Genomic DNA, 17,368 nt, shown 5'->3' with positions numbered 1-17,368 from the left:
CGTGTGTCGCGGCCGGTGCCGGTCACCGAGGACCCGCGCCTGGCCAGCGCCGACTTCACCGTCGACGAGCTGCTGGCCTTCGTCGTCGACGAGCCCACCGACGAGCTCGCGGCGGACAGCAGCTGGCAGGTGGCCGGGCAGCGGTCGATGGCCCGCCACGGCTCCAGCGCGCTGGACACCGAGCTGGTGGTGCGCCTGCTGCTGCCCGAGGGATCCGGCCAGGACGCCGATCCCCTGCTCTCCCAGGCGATGATGCGGCTGGCCCTGGCGCTGGCCTCGCCCGAGACCGGGGCCAGCGACGGGCGCTTCCAGGGTCCGCTGAGCTGAGCCGGCCGGTTCAGGCCCCCGGCGCGCCCAGCACGTCGCGCCACAGCTCGACGGCATCGGGCATCACCGGGCGGTCGGGGTCGTCGACGAGCTCCTGCACCTGGGCAGGGGTCATCCACCCACCCCAGGCCACCTCGCTGGCCTGGCGGTGGACCGGGCCGTCCCAGACCACCCGGTAGAGCCAGGCGTGCAGGTTCAGCTGCTCGTCGCGGTAGTCGGCCTGCTTGACGAAGACCAGTGGCGCCTCGATGCCGAGTTCCTCGGCCAGTTCGCGGCGCGCCGCCTCCTCGGGCTCCTCGCCAGCGGCGACCATGCCACCGGCCGCCAGGTCGTACCAGCCGGGGTAGACGTCCTTGGTGTCGGTGCGCCGGTGCACGTAGACCTCGCCGCGCGAATTGGTCACCAGGATGCCGGTGCCGCCGTGGCGCAGGTTCTCCCGACGGATCCTCGACCGGGCGGCGGTGCCGCAGACCCGGCCCTGGTCGTCGTAGAGGTTGGCGAGTTCGTCGCTCATGGCCTCCAGCATGCCACCCGCCCGAGGGATGGAATCCCTGCGGCCCTGCAGTCGTTGAACTCGTAGCGTGGACCCGTCCACCATCCCAGGACCACCGGCCATCCGAGCGGTCGGTGCACCACCGGCGAGAGGCAGCCATGATCCGCACCGCATCCCCGAGCCCGGCCGACACGGCGCCCCACTACCGCACTGCGGTGGCCAATGACCAGATCTGGGAGCGCATCCGCGAGGAGGCAGCCACCGACGCCGTCGAGGAACCGGCGCTGGCGGGCTTCCTGAACACGGTGGTGCTGGGCCACGAGACGCTGTGCGACTCGCTGAGCTACCTGCTGGCCAGCAAGCTGGAGAGCCCGGTGATGACGGCGCTGACCCTGCGCGACCTGATCCAGCACGCCTTCACCGAGGACGAGTCCATCCCGGGGGCGGTGCTGGCCGACCTGCAGGCCATCATGCAGCGCGACCCGGCCTGCCGTGGCTACTCCACCCCGCTGCTGCACTTCAAGGGCTTCCACGCCATCCAGGCCCACCGGGTGGCGCACTTCTACTGGGAGCGCGAGCGCTTCGCCTTGGCGCTGTTCCTGCAGAGCCGCATCTCCGAGGTGCTGGCCGTCGACATCCACCCCGGCGCGCGCCTGGGCAAGGGCCTGATGTTCGACCACGCCACCAGCGTCGTGATCGGTGAGACGGCCGTGGTGGAGGACGACTTTTCGATGCTGCACGAGGTGACGCTGGGCGGCACCGGCAAGGAGGGCGGCGACCGCCACCCCAAGATCGGCCGGGGCGTGATGATCGGTGCCGGCGCGAAGGTGCTGGGCAACATCCGCGTGGGCGAGGGCGCCAAGGTCGGCTCCGGTTCGGTGGTGCTGCACGACGTGCCGCCGCACACCACGGTGGCGGGGGTGCCGGCCAAGCCGGTGAGCTACCCGCGCTCGGCACTGCCGGCCCTCGACATGGACCAGTCCTTGGACGAGGAGCCCTCGGGTGAGTGACCGAGTCGCGTGACTTGACATTCCACGGTCTGTCGCAATCCCCGCCCTGGCAAGCAGGGAAGGAAGAGGCGGCAGCGAAGGTGATCGGCTGTTGAAATTGCGCGGCCAGACAGGGGCCGATCGGCGGGCCGTTCCCAGCTGATCTTCAGCTAGGGTGACAAGGCCCCATCCGGGGCTCCACTCCCCCGTGGATCGAAAGGCACCTACGCGTCCCGTACGCGCACCACAGCGGCCCTGGCCGCAGGCGGGGCCCTGCTGTTCGGCAGCCTCGCCACCGCAACACCTGCAGGAGCGGAATACCTGGGCGGAACCAACGTCCCGGACACCGCACCGACGCAGTTCATCGTCACCTTCGAGTCCTCGCTGAGCACCGCCAGCACCGAGACCCGCACCGAGACCGTCGACGGCGTGCTCGTGTCCCACTCGCGCACCGTGAGCGGGCTGCGCACCATGAGCGACGGCAACACCGTCGTGCGCCTCGACGAGCCGCTGCCCAGCTCCGAGGTGGGCGATTTCCTGACCCGGCTCGGCGAGGCCGACGGCGTCGCCCGGGTCGAGGTGGACCGCAAGATGTATGCCGATGCAGGGCACCAGCATGGCCACCCCGCACGTCGCAGGAGTCGTGGCACTGATGAAGGGCAGCCAAGCCCTCGCTGACCCCGGCCCAGATCGAGCAGACCCTCAAGGACTCGGCACGTCCGCTGCCCGAGGGCTGCTTCAAGGGTTGTGGCGCCGGCCTGGTGGATGCCACCGCGGCGGTGCGAGCCGTCGCCGGCAATGCTCCCACGCCAACGCCTCCGGCGACCCCACCCCGAAGCCGACTCCTCAACCCACCCCCGACGATGGCGTCGCCAGTCCGTTGGTCAACGGTGACTTCGAGTCGCGCGTCGGCTGGAATGATCCGTACGGCCTCATCACCACCCAGGGCCCTGCCCGCAGTGGCTCCGGCGTGGCAAGCCTTGGTGGCGTCGGCCGCCGCGGCGAGCGTGCCATCAGCCAGACGTTCACCCTGTCGCGCAATGCCACCCGGCTCGACTTGGCCCTGCAGGTCAGGAGCAATGAGGTCATCCGCAATGCTGTCGACCGCCTGAGCATCTCGATCGACGGTCGGGAGGTCGCCAGTGCCTCGAATGTCACTGCCAAGGACCGTTGGCTGCAGCAGTCGGGCGACATCAGCGCCTTCGCCGGACGCACCGTGACGCTGAAGATCAGCTCCAACGAGGACTTCCTGCTGCCGACGCGCTTCTACGTCGACGACCTCGTCGTGCGCTGACCCACCCCACAGGGCCGATCCTTGCTGTCCACGACCGTGGCAGGAAGGATCGGCCCCTTTCCTGCGCGGATAGACTGGGACGGATCCCGACGGCGCAGACACCGCCGGGCGGTGGGTTCCGATGCCGGGCGGGGACTGCGCCACGAAGGACAAGGCCGTCCGGAGAGGAATTGGCGATGACCAGCGAGACGACACCGACCAGGACTGCCGTGGACAAGGCCATGTCCCTGTTGCGTGCCTTCGGTGCCGACGCGTCCACCGGGGTGGGTGTCAGTGAACTGGCGCGCCGCGCCGAGCTGAGCAAGTCCACGGCCTTCCGCCTGTTGGGAACCCTGGAGCGCAATGGTGCCGTCGAGCGTGCCGGCACCAACTACCGCCTCGGCTCGATGCTGCAGGAGCTGACCACGCCGGTGCGGGTGCCCGAGACCGAGCTGATCCGCGACACCTTCACTCCCTTCCTGGCCCACCTGTACGAGCGCACCCGCCGCACAGTCCACCTGGCCGTGCTCGACGGGCCCACCGTGGTCTACCTGAACAAGCTGCACGGCCTGCAGCACCTGCCGGCTCCGTCGCGGATCGGCGGGCGCGTGCCGGCCTACTGCACTGCCGTCGGCAAGGCGATGCTCGCCTATGACCCGGTGGCCGCCGAGCAGGTCTTCTCCCACACGCTCACCGCCTGGACCTCGCACACCATCACCGACCCTGCTCGGCTGCGCTCGCAGCTGGAGCGCATCCGTACCCACGGCGTCGCCTTCGACTGCGAGGAGATCCGGCTCGGGCTCAACTGCGTCGCCTCCCCGATCCTGTCGCCCACCGGCAACCCGGTTGCAGCGCTGAGCGTCTCGGGGCCCACCACCAGCTACGACCCCCGCACCCAGGCGGTGGCCCTGCGCAGTGTCTGCGCCGAGGCCTCCAAGGCCTATGCCACCCGGTTGCGGGCAGCACGCCGCAGGCAGGGCTGAGTGCCGGCGGGCCGTCACCGCCGCGAAACCGTTCGCCTGGAGCCGATCGGCGCCCGCAGGCTGCCTGCCGGCGCCTACTGTGGAGCAATGACGACAACGCAGATCATTTTGGTCCGCCACGGGCAGTCCGAGGGCAATGTGGCTGCCGAACTTGCCGCCAGCCAGCACCTGGAGCGCATCGACGCCCCCGCCCGCGATGCCGACGTGGAGCTGTCCGAGCTGGGCCGGCGTCAGGCCGCTGCCGTGGGGCAGTGGCTGCACGAGCTCGACGAGTCCGAGCGCCCCACCAGGGTGTGGACCAGCCCCTTCCGTCGTGCCCGCCAGACCGCCCGCATCGCCGTCGAGGGGTTTGGGCTGAAGGACTCTGCCGACGCCCACCTGCTGGATCCGCGCATCGACGAGCGGCTGCGCGACCGCGACATGGGCATCACCGACATGCTCACCGCCGACGGGATCCGCAAGAAGTACCCGGAGGAGGCCGAGCGGCGGGCCTGGCTGGGCAAGTTCTACTACCGTCCGCCGGGCGGTGAGTCGTGGGCCGACGTCGCCGGCCGGGTGCGTGCCGTGATGGGTGACATTGCCGCCCAGAACGAGGGCGAGTGCGTCCTGGTCAGCGCCCATGACGTGGTCAACCTGCTCTTCTGCTATGTGGCCGAGGGCATGGACGAGCACCAGGTGCTGGAACGCAGCCAGACCAATGGGTTGCGCAATGCCGCGATCTGCCGCCTGGTGCGCGACGAGGACTCCCGCACCGGCTGGACCGTGACCGACTACAACATCGACAGCCACCTGCGCGAGGCCGGCATCACCGTCACCGACCAGCCGGGCGCCTCGGACGAGGTGGGCGCCCCCGCCGCGGGCACCGACGGCACCGACCGTCTGCACGGGGAGCGCGAGGCCGACGGCGATGAGTGAGCAGCTGGACGGCAGCGTTCCCCAAGAGGTGGCCGGGGGTCGGGTGGACGACCCGCGGCTGGTGACCACCGAACTGCTGCGGCGGTGGCCGCTGCCCACCCCGCAGGGGTCGAAGTACTCCCGCGGCCAGGTGCTGGTGGTGGGCGGTGCTGCGGCGACACCGGGCGCCGCGATGCTGGCCGGGCGGGCGGCGCTGCGCGTCGGGGCGGGCCGGTTGAGCCTGGCCGTCTCGGCACAGGTGGCGCCGCACGTGGCCGTCGCCCTGCCCGAGAGCGGAGTCATCTCACTGGACTGCGACGAGCGGGGCTCGATCACCGGTCAGGGCGCCGCGCAGGCGTTGGAGCGTGAGCTGGGCCGCTGCCAGGCGGTGCTGGTCGGCCCGGGCCTGGACCATCCCGAGGGGGCGCAGCGCCTGGTGCGGGCCGTCGTCGAGCAGGCTCCCGAGGACGTTCCGGTGCTGCTGGACGCCTTTGGTGCGACGGTGCTGCCCGACCTGGACCGCACGCTGGTGGCGCGGCTGGCCGGGCGCCTGGTACTCACCCCCAACACGGGGGAACTGGCGCGGCTGCTCGACGTGGAGGCGCTGGACGACGACCAGCTGCCCGCCTCCACCCTGGAGTGTGCTGCTCGCTACCGCGCCGCCGTCGCCTGTTCCGGCTGGGTGGCCTGGCAGGGGGCGCTGTGGCGGATGACCAGCGGTGACTCGGGGTTGGGCACCTCCGGCAGCGGGGACGTCTCGGCTGGGGCGGTCACGGGCCTGCTGACCCGCGGCGCCACGCCCGTGCAGTCGCTGCTGTGGGGAATCCACCTTCATGCCGAGGCCGGCGAGTCGCTCTACTCGACGCACGGCCGGGTGGGCTACCTGGCCACCGAGGTGGCCGATGCGCTGCCGTCGACGATGACCCGGCTGGGCGGGGTCTGAGCACACGCGGACTGGGACCGCCGGGTCTAGCGTGTGGGCATGATCCAGTTCCGCGCCAATGTCTTCTCCGAGTCGCTGGGGCACTGCACCTCGGTGACCGTCCTGCTGCCGCAGACCACTGGTGGCCAGATCGGTCTGTCGGGGATGGTGCGTACGGCCACGCCGGTGCTCTACCTGCTGCACGGGCTGTCCGACGACGACACCATCTGGCTGCGTCGCACCTCGATCGAGCGCTACGCCTCCGAGTACGGCCTGGCCGTCGTGATGCCCGATGCGGGGCGCTCCTTCTACTGCAACGAGGTGCACGGCGAGCGCTACTGGGACTGGGTCAGCCAGGAGCTGCCGCGCCTGGTGGCCGAGACCTTCCAGGTCTCGACGGCGCGCGAGGACACCTTCGTCGCCGGGCTGTCGATGGGTGGTTTCGGGGCATTCAAGCTGGCCCTGCGCCAGCCGGGTCGTTTCGCGGCGGCCGGTTCGCTCAGCGGCTGCCTCGACATGGCCAGCTCGCCGCGCTCGCCGGAGTTCATGACCGAACCCTCGCCAATCTGGGGTGAGCAGCCGATCCGCGGCACCGGCGACGACCTGGTGCACCTGGTGGGCCAGGCCGATCCAGCGGGTCTTCCCCGGTTGTGGCTGACCTGCGGCACCGAGGACCGGCTGGCCTCGCACAACCACACCTTCGCCGAGGCCGCCGGACATGCCGGTGTGCCGGTGGTGGTGGACTGGGCGCCGGGCGATCACGAGTGGGGCTACTGGGATGCCAAGATCCAGCAGTTCCTGCGCCTTGCACTCGGAAGCACTGCGTCCTGAGCGGCCCATCGGCGAGGATGGGGCCATGACCCGAGCGCCCCGCCCCTTCCTCGTCGACATGGACGGCACCCTGGTGGACTCCACGGTGGCCGTCGAGAATGCCTGGCGTGCCTTCTGTGGGCTGCACGGCCTCGACCTGGCACAGGTGCTGGCCTTCGCCCATCGCCGCCCGACGCTGGCCACCACCAGCCACTTCCTCGACGATCGGGCACTGGCCGAGCAGGAAGGCGCTGCGGATCCAGGCCGGCGAGCTGGAGGTCAGCGAGGGAGTCGGCATGGTGCCGGGCGCGGCGGACCTTGTCGCGGCCCTGGGCGATGACTGGGCCCTGGTCACCTCGGCCGACCGGGCCCTGGCCACCCGACGGATGTAGCTGGCCGGGGTGCCGATGCCGAGCACCTGCGTCCTCAGCGAGGACATCACCCGCGGCAAGCCCGACCCGCAGCCCTACCTGCTGGCCGCCGAGCGGCTGGGTGTCGACATCGCCGAGTGCATCGTGCTGGAGGACTCCCCCGCCGGCGTCCGGGCTGGACGCGGCAGCGGCGCGACCACCGTGGTCGTCGGGAGCCGGTCCGACTTCGACGGCCGGCCGCTGAGACTGCCCGACCTGGGCGGCACCAGTCCGTAGGAGCTCTCCCTTGAGGTGTAGGGGCCGGACCAGACGGGGCTCGGCGTGGGGCGCGCACTGGTGCGCCTGCGCCCGGAACCGTACCTGGCTGTGAGCCGGGACACGGGCGTGTCCACCCATGGCAGCGCACCCTGAACCGAATACCCCCACCCTGAACCGGGGCCCGCCACCCTGAACCGAGCAGCCCGACCCCGACGTAGGAACTCCCGGGCCGCACCCCTTGCTTCAGGGCCATGCCACCACCTTCAGGGTCCGCCCCACTTCCAGTCGCCAAAGCCAGCGCCGACCTGGCCCTCCGGGGAACGCGCAGACTCGTCGCCCCGCGCCCAGTCCATAGGCAGGATCCTTTGACCACAGGCAAACCAGCCACACGGTGTGTCCATCGGGACGACGGGGTGCCTGACGGCACGAGTCCGGGAGAACGGCACCGGGGCACCTGCTGGCCTTCTGACCACACCGACACGCCCTAATACACTCGTCCGGCTCAAACCACACCCAATCTGGGTCAGGAGCCACAACGTCCCCAGGGCCACACCCGCTCCAACCGCTTCTGGGTCGTTCACTTCCAGAGCGCCGACGCCACCCGCCGGCAGACCTCTTCAGGCTCCCGCAGGATCTCGTCCCAGGTCACCCGGATGACGCGGTAGCCACACGCGCGCAGGCGATCCTCGCGTTGCTTCTCGCGCCAGAGTGCATCGGACGGGCGCTCCCCGGGACGGAGCAGGGCGCCATACTTCACCTTTCCGTCGAACTCGACGATCACCTTCTGTTCCGGCCAGCACAGGTCCACCCGGCCCACCAGTCCCTTGGCATCCCGCACCTCGTACTGCAGCACCGGGATCGGAAGGCCCGCCTGGTGGAAGGCCACCCGGCACAGGGACTCACCCGCACTCTGCGATTCGCCGTCGGCCAGCTGCACGGCGGCCCGAAGACCCGGCGCGCCGGGAAGCCCCTTGGCCGCGAGCGTGAGCGCGTCCAGATCCTTGCATTCCACGAGATTGCGCCGCAGCGCGTCGTCCAGCGCGACCACCGCCCAGCCCAGGTCCTCGCAACGGCCGAGGTCCGACAGGGTCCGGCGGATCGTGGTGGTGCGGAGTCCTTGCACGAGGCAGACCTCGTCGTCGGGCAGGGCCGCGGTGTGGACGTGGACCAGCGCCGTGCGCCACCCCTTCGCCTGACGGGTGACGTGAACCCGCCCCAGGCTGGCCGTCCTCACCAGCAAGCCGTGGAGCACCCCGGCCGACGCATGACTCACCACGGCTTCGTCACAGAGCCCGGGCATCGTGCCCAGCACCATGAGGCGGTGCTGCTCGGTGTGCGAGAGTTCGCCGGGCGCTCGGTAGACGCCGCGTCGAAGCCTGTCCACTTCTCCCGCAGACACCGCCTTGCGCAGGACCTTGGCGTCTACGCCGTCGGCCCGAAGACTGCTGGTGCTCCTGATGTCGCCCATGATCCGTGTTCGCACATGCCCATCGTCGGAGCATCGCGCCGGGGAACGGAAGGGGGTGGGCGCGCACGGGCAACACTCGGACAACACTCCTGTGGGTGCGGCGGGAGGGGCCATCGACCGACCCTGAAGGCAGGCACCCGACCCTGAAGTCAGTGGGTGCTCCCGGACGTACCAACTGCCGGGTCGGGCCACTGGCTTCCGGGAAGGCCCACTCCTTTCGGGGTCGGGCCACGACGTCCATGCACGGCCCGCCACGAGCGCCCCCCACAGGCTTTCCCACAACCCCCTGTGGATGCTGTGGACAACTGGGGGCAGCTTGGGGACGCGGACCGGCGCAGGGCTGTCCACGGCCCCGGAAATGGACCGACGACCAGATTCCCGACCGGCCACTGACTAGGACTGCAGGCGGTCCAGGCGGGCTTTCGCGGCTGGAATTTCGCCCGTGTAATTATCCCCAGCGGTGGACAAAGCTGTGGACAACTCCGCCCCAACCCCGCCAATCGCCATCTGACAAGCGGTGATGGTAATCGACGTGATCCACATCACATCCCCAGGAGCCCACTTGTCCACAGTTGTCCACCGTGGGGGTGTGCACGACGGCACTTCCTTGGGCACTCGCCGCACAGGCCATATCGTTGGCCACATCCCCACCGACAGCCGGCCGGGGACTTCCCGGAGGCCTTCTCGTGCTACACACCACCCAGTTCGCCGTCGACCTGCTGGTCTGGATCGCGGCCGCGGTCACCATGGGCGCCTGGACCACCGCCGCCTTCATTCGTCCCCGCCGGGGCCCCCAGCGCGAACGGCTCGTCGGGGACCGACTGCTCGGCCTGGCCCGCCTGTCGGGACTGGTCGGGGCCGGCGCCAGTGCCGTGATGGCCGTCCTGTCCCGCGACCTGTCGGGCGGCTACTCGCACGGGGAGTCAATGGGCTGGTGCGTCGCCGTCGGCTTCGGCCTGGCCAGCACCCTGCTCACCTTCTGGAAGCACTGGGAGTCTGCGCTCTACGCCCTGCTGCTGCAGTCGGTCGCACTGGTGGCCCCGATCGCCGCCACCGAGCGCCGGGTCCCGCTCAACCACGACCTCACCGGTGACACCCGCATGATCGCCGCCGTCTGCTTCACGCTGCTGGCCGGAACCTGGGCCTGTCGGCTCTTCCTCAGCGCCGACGACGCCCGCGACCGCATCGCCTGCTTCCGGATGCGCCTGCTGAGCTGTGTGCTGGCCGTGACCACCGTCATGGCCGACGTGGTCACCGCTGCCGCCCTGCCCGGCCCGCTCACCGACGAGGACGCCTCCTGGCACCTGGCACGGGCCGGTGCCGCGCTGGTGATCGGTGCCCTGTGCTGGTGGTCCAGCTCCGCAGCCGCCTCCCTGGCGATGGCCGTGATCGGCATGATGGGACAGTTCGCCGCCGCCAGCGCCTTCCGCGCCGTCCCCACCGAGAACCCACGCCTCGCCGTCGACGTCGCCGCGATCGGCTACTCCGTGGCCGACTGGCCCACCCTGGTGAACCTGGTGGTCAAGTGGCGCATCAACCCCTTTTTCCTGTGCCTGGCCGTCGCCGCCGTGGCGAGCTACCTGTGGCTCGTGCACCGCGTCCACCAGCAGGGCAAGCACTGGCCCGCCGGACGCACTGCCGCCTGGGTGATCGGCTGGGTCATCGTGGTGCTGCTCACCAGCTCCGGTGTCGGCCGCTATGCCCCGGTGGTCTTCAGCGTCCACATGTTCATGAACCTGGGGCTGAACATGCTGGCCGCCATGGTGCTGGTGCTGGGCGGCTACCTGACGCTGGTGCTGCAGGCCGTGCCGCCGCGTGGCGAGCAGCACTCGGCCGGGCTGCACGAATGGGTCAGGACCTTCATGCGCTCCCGGCTGGTGGCCCTGCTCCACCATCCGCTGATCGCGCTGGTCTTGATGACGGGCACCTACTACGTCTTCTACCTCACGAGCCTGTTCACCCGCAGCCTCGAGGTGCACTGGCTGCACCAGCTGTTCTACCTGCACTTCCTGGTCAGCGGGTGCATCTTCTACGGGCTGATCATCGGTGTCGACCAGCCGGTCCATCCCCTGCCCCACCTGGGGCGGCTGGGCCTCATCATCGGCGCCATGCCCTTCCACGCCTTCTTCGGCGTGATCCTGATGAGCAAGACCTCCGTCTACGCCGAGGGCTTCCTGAACTCCATCGGCCACCCGTGGATGGCGGCCCGGGGGCTGGCGCACGACCAGTGGGTGGGTGGCACCATCGCCTGGGCCGGTGGTGAGTTCCCGCTGGCCGTCGCCCTGGGGGCGCTGTTCGTCCAGTGGGCCCGCCAGGACAAGAAGGAGAGCGACAGCTTCGACCAGGGCATCGACTCCGGTGACGACGAGTCCCTCGACGCCTACAACCAGATGCTGACGCAGCTGGCGGAGCGTGATCGCAGGGGCTGAGCCGACCGGCCCGCGCCACGCCATCGGCGTAATCGCGCACCTCCTTGGCCTGAAAGCCTTGAGGGCGACCCCCGGACAGGGCAGGCTCACAGGCACAAGCCCCCAGCCAAGGAGACAGAGCGTGAGCACCGAATCCGAGCAGAAGTCCGTCGACGAGGTCGTGGCCATGCTGCGTCAGCAGCACATCGCCATGATGACAACCATCGACGGGGACGCCATGGTCTCGCGACCGATGGGCGTCCAGCGCGTCGACGATGACGCCACCATCTGGTTCTTCGCCGTCGCCGACAGCGACAAGGCCCGCCAGATCGCGGCCGATCCCCGCACCAACCTTGCCTTCACCGACGGCGACCAGCTCTCGGTCAGCGGAACTGCCGTCATCGTCAAGGACCAGTCCGTCATCGACGAGCTCTGGGACACCCGCGTCGCGGCCTGGATGCAGTGCGAGTCCACCGACCCGAAGGTGGCGCTGATCCGCGTCGACGCCGATTCCGTCGGCTACTGGGACACCCCCCACGCCGCCGGAACCCTGCTCGAGGTCGCCAAGGGCGTGCTCGGCGGCCACCGTCCCCAGGCCGGCAAGTCCGGCGTCGTGGAGGTCTGAGCCATGGCGCAGCCTCCCGCCCCCGGCACCCGGCCCGTCGCACTGGTGGCGGGGGCCTCCCGCGGCCTCGGGCTGCTGATCGCCACCGACCTGGCCGGCCGCGGCCACGACGTGGCCATCTGCTCCCGCGACGAGCAGAGCCTCCAGCAGGGACGCGATCAGATCCTGCGCTGCGTTCCCGAGGCGCGGGTACACACCATGGCCTGTGACGTCGCCGACGAGCAGCAGGTGCGAGACCTGGTCGACTCCACCGAACAGGCCCTCGGGCCGGTCGAGGTGGCCATCCACGTCGCCGGCATCATCCAGGTCGGCCCCTGGCAGGCGAGCCACCACGACCACTTCGAGCAGGCCATCGACATCATGCTGTGGGGACCGATCAACCTGGCCCTGGCCGTCGTGCCGCGCATGACCGAACGCGGCCACGGCCGCTTCGGCGTCGTCACGTCGATCGGCGGGAAGGTGAGCCCCCCGCGCCTGCTGCCCTATTCGACGGCGAAGTTCGGTGCGGTCGGTTTCGTCGAGGGGTTGTCGGCCGAACTGGCCGGCACGGGCGTCACCGCCACCACCATCGTCCCGGGCCTGATGCGCACCGGATCGCACGTGCAGGCGAAGTTCTTCGGCGACGCGGCCAAGCAGTACGCCTGGTTCGCGCCGGCCGCCTCCCTGCCGCTGCTGTCCATGGATGCCCACAAGGCGGCCTCGAAGATGGTCGACGGGGTGCTGACCGGGCGTCCGGTGGCCCTCATCTCACCGCTGAGCCACATCGGAACCCGGGTGCACGGCCTGGCGCCGAACCTGACCGCCCACGCCATGGGGCTGGCGAGCCGCCTGCTGCCCAAGGGGTCTTCCTCCGAGGTGGTCGACGGCCGTACCGCCCGGGAGCGCCTGTCCTCGCCGCTGGTCGACCGGCTCACCACCCTCGGGGACCGCGCCACCCGCCGCCACAACGAGTAGGGCCCCGGCGCACGGCCGCTTCCCCTGCCGTGTTGCCCCTTGCCACGACGTTGCGGCCCAGCAGCACCCCCGAGCAGCGACGCGGGCGGCACCCTCCGGCCGGGTCAGTAGGCTGGGGCCAGACGAAAGGCTGGGTACAGACGTGGCAACAAGCAGGGCGACGGCAGGCTCCGGGACGACCGACGAGCTGCCGCAGCTGGAGCTCGACATCTCGGGCATGACCTGCGCGGCCTGCGCCAACCGCATCGAGCGCAAGCTGAACAGGCTCGACGGCGTCACCGCCATGGTCAACCTGGCCACCGAACGCGCCCTGGTGCAGGGGCTCGGCCCCGCCGACGCGCCACTGGCGATCGAGACCGTCGAGAAGGCCGGCTACGGCGCCGCGGTCCACGACGACGAGGACGACACCTGGACCCAGCGCGCCGCCGCCGAGCGTACCTCGTCGCTGCGCCGTCGCCTGACCGTCGCCGCCCTGCTCAGCGTCCCGCTGATGTCGCTCACCCTGCAGCTGGCGCTGGTGCCCAGCGTCCGCTTCTCCGGCTGGCAGCTGCTGTGCGTGCTGATGGCACTGCCCATCGTCACCTGGTGTGCCTGGCCCTTCCACCGGGCCACGATCCGCGGCCTGCGGCACCGTTCCCTGAGCATGGACAGCCTGATCTCACTGGGGGCGAGCGTCAGTTTCCTGTGGGCGCTGTGGACGCTTGCCTTCCCCACCGAGGAGGCCGGCTACTGGCTGGGCTTCGGCAACACCCCGGCCGGGGCCGATGCCGTCTACCTCGACGTGGCCGCCGGCATGGTCACCTTCCAGCTCGCCGGGCGCTACTTCGAGTCGCGTGCCCGCCGCCGCGCCGGGGAGGTGCTGCACGCACTGGGAAACCTTGCCGTGAAGGAGGTTCGGCGTCTGCGCCCGGACGGCAGCACCGAGACCGTGCCCGCCGACCAGCTGCGCACCGGCGAGCACTATGTGGTGCTGCCCGGGGAGCGTTTCGTCGCGGACGGCGTCGTCACCGAGGGTCAGTCCACCATCGACACCTCCGCCATGACCGGCGAGTCGGTGCCCGCCGAGGCCGTCGCCGGCGACCAGGTGCTGGGCGGCACCACGAACCTCACCGGGCGGCTGGTGGTCAAGGCCGAGGCCGTCGGCGCCCGCACTCGGTTGGCGCAGATGGCAGCCATCGCCGACGAGGCACAGCGCCGCAAGTCGCGGGTGCAGAAGCTCGCCGACCGCATCACCCAGTACTTCGTGCCGGCCGTGATCGTACTGGCCCTGCTGGTGGGCCTCTGCTGGTGGTTCACCACCGGCTCACCTGCCCGCGCCCTGAGCGTGGCCGTCGCCGTGCTGATCATCGCCTGCCCCTGCGCCCTGGGCCTGGCCACCCCCACCGCGCTGATGGTGGGCGTGGGCAGGGCAGGCCAGCTCGGTGTGCTGGTGAAGGGCCAGGACGCGCTGGAGAGTTCGGGACGCATCGACACCGTCGTGCTCGACAAGACCGGCACCCTCACCACCGGCACCATGGCCGTCACTGACGTCATCCCCTCCCCCGGGCTGACCCCCAGCGATGTCCTGGTGCCGGCCGCCGCCGTCGAGCGCGGCTCCGGGCACCCGATCGCGACCGCCATCGTGACGGTCGCCGACGACCTCGCCGCCGTCGGCGGTGCCAGTGGTGGCCGCGCGCCGCGCGAGGTGAGTGCCACCGGCTTCGAGGCCCTGCCCGGATGGGGCGCGAAGGCCCTCGTCGACGGCCAGGAGTGCCTGGTGGGGCGGCGGGATGCCAGCGCCGCCTCCGACGATGCCGAGGCAGAGCGGCTGGCCGCCGAGTCGATCGAGAAGGCTGAGCTCACGGGGTCGGTGGCGGTCGCGGTGCGCCACGGCGGGCGCCTGTTGGGCGTCGTCACGCTGGCCGACCAGATCAAGCCGAGCGCGCCGTCGGCGGTGGAGAAGTTCGGCCAGATGGGGCTGCGCACGGTGCTGCTCACCGGCGACTCGGAACGGGTGGCCCGTCACGTCGCCGGCCAGCTGGGCATCGACGAGGTGCGTGCCCGGGTGCTGCCCGACGAGAAGGCCTCGGTGGTGCAGCAGCTGCGCGACGAGGGCCGCACCGTCGCCATGGTGGGCGACGGGATCAACGACTCCGCGGCGCTGGCGACGGCCAACCTGGGCATCGCGATGGGCCAGGGCACTGACATCGCCATGAAGAGCGCCGACATCATCGTGGTGCGCGACGACCTGCGCAGCGTGGTGGACGCCATCCAGTTGTCGCGCCGCACCATCCGCACCATCAAGATGAACCTGGTGTGGGCCTTCGGCTACAACGTGGCCGCCATCCCGATCGCGGCCGCTGGCCTGCTGAACCCGCTGATCGCGGCGGCGGCGATGGCGATGAGCTCGGTGCTGGTGGTCTCCAACTCCTTGCGGCTGCGCACCTACGAGCCGGCCGAGCAGGTCGGCGGAGGCCGTCCCACACCAGACCGTCCCCACACACACCAAGCTGCCCCCCGCTGACGCAGCAGGGCCCCACACCAAGCTGCCCCACACAACACAGCAGGGCCCGCACCGAAGTGCGGGCCCTGCTGATGTGTTCCTGGCCCCCGGACGGTCAGGCCCGGGGGGCGGGGATCACTTGCTGGCAGCGGTGACTTCCACGGTGATGTGGGCGCTCACGGCCTCGTGCAGCTTGATGCCAACCATGTGGCTGCCGACGAGCTTGATCGGCTTGGCGATCTGGATCGAGCGCTTGTCGACGGCGGGGCCACCGGCCTTCTTGATCGCCTGGGCGATGTCGGAGGCGGTGACGGCGCCGAAGAGCTTGCCCTCAGCGGAGGCAGCCTGGGCTGCGTAGCTGACCGACAGGCCCTCGAGCTGCTGCTTGACCTCGTTGGCGTGCTCGACGCCACGGATCTCCTTGGCGTCACGAGCGCGCTTGATGCCCTCGATCTGCTTCTCGGTGCCACGGGTCCAGCGGATCGCCTTGCCGGTGGGCAGCAGGTAGTTGCGGCCGTAGCCGTCCTTGACCTCGACGACGTCGCCGGCGATGCCGAGATTCTCGACGGGTGCGGTGAGAATGAGCTTCATTGGGTTACTCCTGTTCTCAGCGCGCGGTGGACGCGTAGGGCAGCAGGGCGAGCTCGCGCGCGTTCTTGATCGCGATGGCGACCTTGCGCTGGTCCTGGACCGAGAGGCCCGTGACGCGACGCGCACGGATCTTTCCGCGCTCGGAGATGAACTTCCGCAGGGTTGCGGCGTCCTTGTAGTCGACGTTGTCGATGCGAACCGACTTCATCGGAACGATCTTCTTCTTGTTCACAGGCTTGCGCTGTGGACCGGCCATTGTGGTGCTCCTTGTCTGCGGGACAGGTCCCGCGAGCCCGGCGTGACGCCGGAATGTGCCTTCCCAGAGGGAATGGTCTTTCGTGGATTGCTGGATGGTGCCGTCACGGTTGGGCCTGGCGGGCCCTGCCGATCAGAACGGCGGCTCGTCGCTCTGGGCCTGCGCCCAGGGATCGACGCCACCACCGCGGTTGTCGCCACCCTGGCCCTGGGGTGCGGACTGCCAGCCACCAGCGGCGTTGCCACCCTGGTTGCTGTTGAAGCCCTGCTGGCCACCACCGGCATTGCCGCCGGCGTTGTAGCCGCCACCCTGGTTGCCACCCTGCCAGTTGCCGCCACCGCCGGAACCGCCACCCGTCGTGCGGGTGACCTTCGCGGTGGCGTACCGCAGGGAGGGACCGACCTCGTCGACATCAACCTCGAAGACGGTGCGCTTCTCGCCCTCACGGGTTTCGTAGCTACGGCTCTTCAGGCGGCCCTGGACGACGACGCGCATTCCCTTGGTGAGGGACTCCGCGACGTTCTCGGCGGCCTGACGCCACACCGAACAATTGAGGAACATGGCATCACCGTCACGCCACTCGTTGGTCTGACGGTCGAACTGGCGCGGCGTCGAGGCGACGGTGAAGTTCGCCACGGCGGCACCCGAAGGGGTGAAGCGCAGTTCGGGATCGGCAGTGAGGTTGCCGACGAGGGTGATGGGAGTTTCGCCTGCCATGTTGTGTCTCCGGTCTGGTCGGACGTGGGAACTGGATGGAATGAGCCTGCCAGCTGCTGCTGACAGTTTCTCACCCACCAGCCCCCGAAGGACTGTCGTGGTGTTGTCCGGATGTTGTCCGGACGGTCGTGACGTTCAGCTGAGCGTGGGCTCAGTGGGCATCAGGACGCATCACCTTGGTCCGCATGATCTGCTCGTCGATGGTCATCAGACGATCCATCTCCTGGACGGCAGTCGGCTCGGCCGTGACGTTCACCACGACGTAGATGCCCTCGGGCTTCTTGCGGATCTCGTAGGCGAGACGACGCTTGCCCCAGACATCGACGTTGTCGACGGTGCCGCCGGCATTGGTGATGTTCTTGAGGTGCTTCTCCATGATGGGAGTCACCTGGCGCTCATCGGTGTCGGGATCGATGATCACGACGATTTCATACTTGCGCATACGCGTACTCCACCTCCTCTGGTCTCAACGGCCATGGGTCCATCCCATGGCAGGAGGGCGTGTGCCATGGACACCTGCATCGGGTGCGGGCGTCCAAGGTGCAAC

General features: G+C 70.0%; 20 protein-coding genes. 14 read left to right on the top strand and 6 right to left on the bottom strand.

The genetic code is table 11. The annotated features are described in order from the left end of the window. Window positions 1-327 (top strand): hypothetical protein (locus ACHFFZ_RS08435; RefSeq protein ID WP_394276198.1); only part of this gene is annotated, 327 nt, incomplete at its 5' end. A 10-nt stretch (window positions 328-337) separates the two neighbouring features. Here ACHFFZ_RS08435 and ACHFFZ_RS08430 read toward each other — a convergent pair. Continuing rightward, entirely contained in the window at window positions 338-841 is a 504-nt protein-coding gene (locus tag ACHFFZ_RS08430; RefSeq protein WP_394276197.1) for an NUDIX domain-containing protein, read from the bottom strand. A 137-nt stretch (window positions 842-978) separates the two neighbouring features. Between ACHFFZ_RS08430 and cysE the strand changes: the two genes are divergently transcribed. From cysE to ACHFFZ_RS08385, 9 genes are all read left to right on the top strand, one after another. Then, on the top strand, window positions 979-1,830 hold the full coding sequence (cysE, locus tag ACHFFZ_RS08425) for a serine O-acetyltransferase (protein WP_394276196.1): 852 nt from the start codon (window positions 979-981) through the stop codon (window positions 1,828-1,830). A gap of 408 nt (window positions 1,831-2,238) precedes the next feature. Further along, window positions 2,239-2,487, top strand: coding sequence for a hypothetical protein (locus ACHFFZ_RS08420; RefSeq protein ID WP_394276195.1), 249 nt, complete (start codon window positions 2,239-2,241; stop codon window positions 2,485-2,487). Then, window positions 2,405-3,103 (top strand): S8 family serine peptidase, encoded by a 699-nt coding sequence (locus ACHFFZ_RS08415; RefSeq protein ID WP_394276194.1) that lies wholly within the window; start codon window positions 2,405-2,407, stop codon window positions 3,101-3,103. The genes ACHFFZ_RS08420 and ACHFFZ_RS08415 overlap by 83 nt, the downstream gene beginning before the upstream one ends. Window positions 3,104-3,279: 176 nt before the next feature. Beyond that, window positions 3,280-4,065 carry an IclR family transcriptional regulator gene (locus tag ACHFFZ_RS08410; protein WP_394276193.1) on the top strand — a complete coding sequence of 262 codons (786 nt, stop codon included), beginning with the start codon at window positions 3,280-3,282 and terminating at the stop codon, window positions 4,063-4,065. Between the two features lie 87 nt (window positions 4,066-4,152). Continuing rightward, entirely contained in the window at window positions 4,153-4,980 is an 828-nt protein-coding gene (locus ACHFFZ_RS08405) for a histidine phosphatase family protein (protein WP_394276192.1), read from the top strand. Then, window positions 4,973-5,902 (top strand): NAD(P)H-hydrate dehydratase, encoded by a 930-nt coding sequence (locus tag ACHFFZ_RS08400; protein ID WP_394276191.1) that lies wholly within the window; start codon window positions 4,973-4,975, stop codon window positions 5,900-5,902. Before ACHFFZ_RS08405 ends, ACHFFZ_RS08400 begins: the two co-directional genes overlap by 8 nt. A 39-nt stretch (window positions 5,903-5,941) precedes the next feature. Next, entirely contained in the window at window positions 5,942-6,712 is a 771-nt protein-coding gene (locus tag ACHFFZ_RS08395; protein WP_394276190.1) for an alpha/beta hydrolase, read from the top strand. A gap of 25 nt (window positions 6,713-6,737) precedes the next feature. Then, entirely contained in the window at window positions 6,738-7,031 is a 294-nt protein-coding gene (locus ACHFFZ_RS08390; protein ID WP_394276189.1) for a hypothetical protein, read from the top strand. A gap of 67 nt (window positions 7,032-7,098) precedes the next feature. Beyond that, window positions 7,099-7,338 (top strand): HAD family hydrolase, encoded by a 240-nt coding sequence (locus tag ACHFFZ_RS08385; RefSeq protein ID WP_394276199.1) that lies wholly within the window; start codon window positions 7,099-7,101, stop codon window positions 7,336-7,338. Between the two features lie 559 nt (window positions 7,339-7,897). Here ACHFFZ_RS08385 and ACHFFZ_RS08380 read toward each other — a convergent pair. After that, complete coding sequence (locus ACHFFZ_RS08380) at window positions 7,898-8,635, bottom strand: endonuclease domain-containing protein (protein WP_394276188.1); 738 nt, start codon at window positions 8,633-8,635, stop codon at window positions 7,898-7,900. Between the two features lie 839 nt (window positions 8,636-9,474). On the opposite strand from ACHFFZ_RS08380, the gene ACHFFZ_RS08375 reads away from it, so the two are divergent. The 4 genes from ACHFFZ_RS08375 (at window position 9,475) to ACHFFZ_RS08360 (ending at window position 15,278) form a co-directional block, all read left to right on the top strand. Further along, window positions 9,475-11,217, top strand: coding sequence for a cytochrome c oxidase assembly protein (locus tag ACHFFZ_RS08375; protein WP_394276187.1), 1,743 nt, complete (start codon window positions 9,475-9,477; stop codon window positions 11,215-11,217). A 121-nt stretch (window positions 11,218-11,338) separates the two neighbouring features. After that, complete coding sequence (locus tag ACHFFZ_RS08370) at window positions 11,339-11,821, top strand: pyridoxamine 5'-phosphate oxidase family protein (RefSeq protein WP_394276186.1); 483 nt, start codon at window positions 11,339-11,341, stop codon at window positions 11,819-11,821. Between the two features lie 3 nt (window positions 11,822-11,824). Further along, a complete protein-coding gene (locus ACHFFZ_RS08365) occupies window positions 11,825-12,775 on the top strand; it encodes an SDR family NAD(P)-dependent oxidoreductase (RefSeq protein WP_394276185.1) in 951 nt (316 codons plus the stop codon). Between the two features lie 142 nt (window positions 12,776-12,917). Then, window positions 12,918-15,278 (top strand): heavy metal translocating P-type ATPase, encoded by a 2,361-nt coding sequence (locus ACHFFZ_RS08360; RefSeq protein ID WP_394276184.1) that lies wholly within the window; start codon window positions 12,918-12,920, stop codon window positions 15,276-15,278. A gap of 114 nt (window positions 15,279-15,392) precedes the next feature. On the opposite strand, the gene rplI is transcribed toward ACHFFZ_RS08360, so the two are convergent. The 4 genes from rplI to rpsF form a co-directional block, all read right to left on the bottom strand. Next, entirely contained in the window at window positions 15,393-15,848 is a 456-nt protein-coding gene (gene rplI, locus ACHFFZ_RS08355; protein WP_394276183.1) for a 50S ribosomal protein L9, read from the bottom strand. Window positions 15,849-15,864: 16 nt separating this feature from the next. Beyond that, on the bottom strand, window positions 15,865-16,104 hold the full coding sequence (gene rpsR, locus ACHFFZ_RS08350) for a 30S ribosomal protein S18 (protein ID WP_094765601.1): 240 nt from the start codon (window positions 16,102-16,104) through the stop codon (window positions 15,865-15,867). A gap of 132 nt (window positions 16,105-16,236) precedes the next feature. Next, window positions 16,237-16,821, bottom strand: coding sequence for a single-stranded DNA-binding protein (locus tag ACHFFZ_RS08345; RefSeq protein ID WP_394276182.1), 585 nt, complete (start codon window positions 16,819-16,821; stop codon window positions 16,237-16,239). A 151-nt stretch (window positions 16,822-16,972) separates the two neighbouring features. Continuing rightward, window positions 16,973-17,263, bottom strand: coding sequence for a 30S ribosomal protein S6 (gene rpsF, locus ACHFFZ_RS08340; protein ID WP_394276181.1), 291 nt, complete (start codon window positions 17,261-17,263; stop codon window positions 16,973-16,975). Between the last annotated feature and the right edge of the window lie 105 nt (window positions 17,264-17,368).

It is taken from the genome of Luteococcus sp., from assembly GCF_043424415.1.
Lineage (GTDB): Bacteria > Actinomycetota > Actinomycetes > Propionibacteriales > Propionibacteriaceae > Luteococcus.
This window is presented reverse-complemented; position numbering and strand designations above follow the sequence as displayed.

What these genes read in the sequence shown, in the direction of transcription:
- ACHFFZ_RS08395 (WP_394276190.1), top strand. Translation starts at nt 5,942, where the DNA reads ATGATCCAGTTCCGCGCCAATGTCTTCTCCGAGTCGCTGGGGCACTGC.
- ACHFFZ_RS08365 (WP_394276185.1), top strand. Translation starts at nt 11,825, where the DNA reads ATGGCGCAGCCTCCCGCCCCCGGCACCCGGCCCGTCGCACTGGTGGCG.
- ACHFFZ_RS08385 (WP_394276199.1), top strand. Translation starts at nt 7,099, where the DNA reads ATGCCGAGCACCTGCGTCCTCAGCGAGGACATCACCCGCGGCAAGCCC.
- ACHFFZ_RS08410 (WP_394276193.1), top strand. Translation starts at nt 3,280, where the DNA reads ATGACCAGCGAGACGACACCGACCAGGACTGCCGTGGACAAGGCCATG.
- ACHFFZ_RS08380 (WP_394276188.1), bottom strand. Translation starts at nt 8,635, where the DNA reads ATGGTGCTGGGCACGATGCCCGGGCTCTGTGACGAAGCCGTGGTGAGT.
- ACHFFZ_RS08345 (WP_394276182.1), bottom strand. Translation starts at nt 16,821, where the DNA reads ATGGCAGGCGAAACTCCCATCACCCTCGTCGGCAACCTCACTGCCGAT.
- ACHFFZ_RS08405 (WP_394276192.1), top strand. Translation starts at nt 4,153, where the DNA reads ATGACGACAACGCAGATCATTTTGGTCCGCCACGGGCAGTCCGAGGGC.
- ACHFFZ_RS08430 (WP_394276197.1), bottom strand. Translation starts at nt 841, where the DNA reads ATGAGCGACGAACTCGCCAACCTCTACGACGACCAGGGCCGGGTCTGC.
- ACHFFZ_RS08400 (WP_394276191.1), top strand. Translation starts at nt 4,973, where the DNA reads ATGAGTGAGCAGCTGGACGGCAGCGTTCCCCAAGAGGTGGCCGGGGGT.
- rpsF (WP_394276181.1), bottom strand. Translation starts at nt 17,263, where the DNA reads ATGCGCAAGTATGAAATCGTCGTGATCATCGATCCCGACACCGATGAG.
- rplI (WP_394276183.1), bottom strand. Translation starts at nt 15,848, where the DNA reads ATGAAGCTCATTCTCACCGCACCCGTCGAGAATCTCGGCATCGCCGGC.
- rpsR (WP_094765601.1), bottom strand. Translation starts at nt 16,104, where the DNA reads ATGGCCGGTCCACAGCGCAAGCCTGTGAACAAGAAGAAGATCGTTCCG.
- ACHFFZ_RS08415 (WP_394276194.1), top strand. Translation starts at nt 2,405, where the DNA reads ATGCCGATGCAGGGCACCAGCATGGCCACCCCGCACGTCGCAGGAGTC.
- cysE (WP_394276196.1), top strand. Translation starts at nt 979, where the DNA reads ATGATCCGCACCGCATCCCCGAGCCCGGCCGACACGGCGCCCCACTAC.
- ACHFFZ_RS08390 (WP_394276189.1), top strand. Translation starts at nt 6,738, where the DNA reads ATGACCCGAGCGCCCCGCCCCTTCCTCGTCGACATGGACGGCACCCTG.